Raw genomic sequence first — 1,020 nt, 5'->3', positions numbered from 1 at the left:
GGTAGGTAGGTAATGTCGATATGTTCAAACGTTTTGCGTGCTATTTCATGCTGGGCACTTCACTGCAACTGCCCTTGGCACTGGCTGATATTGCGGTGGAGCAGGCCAGGGTCGAAACCCTGGCAGCCCATGACGGTCAGCATTGGTTCTGGGTATGGGGCAATCGAGCGCCGACGCAGCTCGATGGTCGAGCCTTTTTGTTCGATGACAGCGGCAAGATGCTGGGCCAGCTTGATACCGGCTTCTGGTTCAACAGCCTGTTGCCTGCGCAGTCGCGTAATGAGTTGTTTTCCGTCGAAACCTATTTCAGCCGCGGCACCCGTGGAACCCGCAGCGATATGGTGACGGTCTATGACCCGTTGACCCTCGCGCCCAAACGGGAGATCCCGATTCCGTCCAAGCGCATCAACGCCTTGGGCAATACGGGTTTGAGTGTGTTGTCGGACGACGAGCGTTTTCTCCTGGTGCTCAATTTTACCCCGGCGCAGTCCATCAGTATCGTCGATCTGGATGCCGATCGTTTTGTCAGCGAGGTGGAGACACCCGGCTGCGCCTCGATCTATCCGGCCGGCAAGCGTGACTTCTATGCCATCTGCGGCGACGGCGGATTTCTTCACCTGCGCCTGGGAGAACAAGGTCAGGTACTGATCCAGCAGCGCAGCAAACCGTTATTCGATCCGCTCAAGGACCTGTTGTCGACTTCGGCTTCGCGGATAGGTGACACCTGGTATTTCGTTTCTCGCGAAAGTCAGGTGTATGCCATTCAGATGGGCCCGGATCAGTTGCGCGTGTCCCGGCAGTGGTCGTTGCTTAGCGGGGATGAGCGAAAGGACGACTGGCGCATGAGCGGCATTCAGCACACCGCCGTACATGCAGCGAGCGGCCGATTGTTCGTGTTGATGCACCAAGGCGGGCCAGACACCTTCCAGGAGCCGGGCACCGAAGTCTGGGTCTTCGATGCGAACCAGGGCAAAAAAATCCAGACCATCAAACTGGCTGAGCAGAGCATCTCTATCGGCG

At 57.5% G+C, this 1,020-nt stretch carries 1 protein-coding gene; it reads left to right on the top strand.

Going from position 1 to position 1,020, the window contains the following annotated elements; genetic code table 11:
- Positions 1-20: 20 nt before the first annotated feature.
- Positions 21-1,020 (top strand): amine dehydrogenase large subunit (locus ACXRVY_RS31335; RefSeq protein WP_458239255.1); only part of this gene is annotated, 1,000 nt, incomplete at its 3' end.

It is taken from the genome of Pseudomonas sp. P5_A2_2, from assembly GCF_054177685.1.
This window is presented reverse-complemented; position numbering and strand designations above follow the sequence as displayed.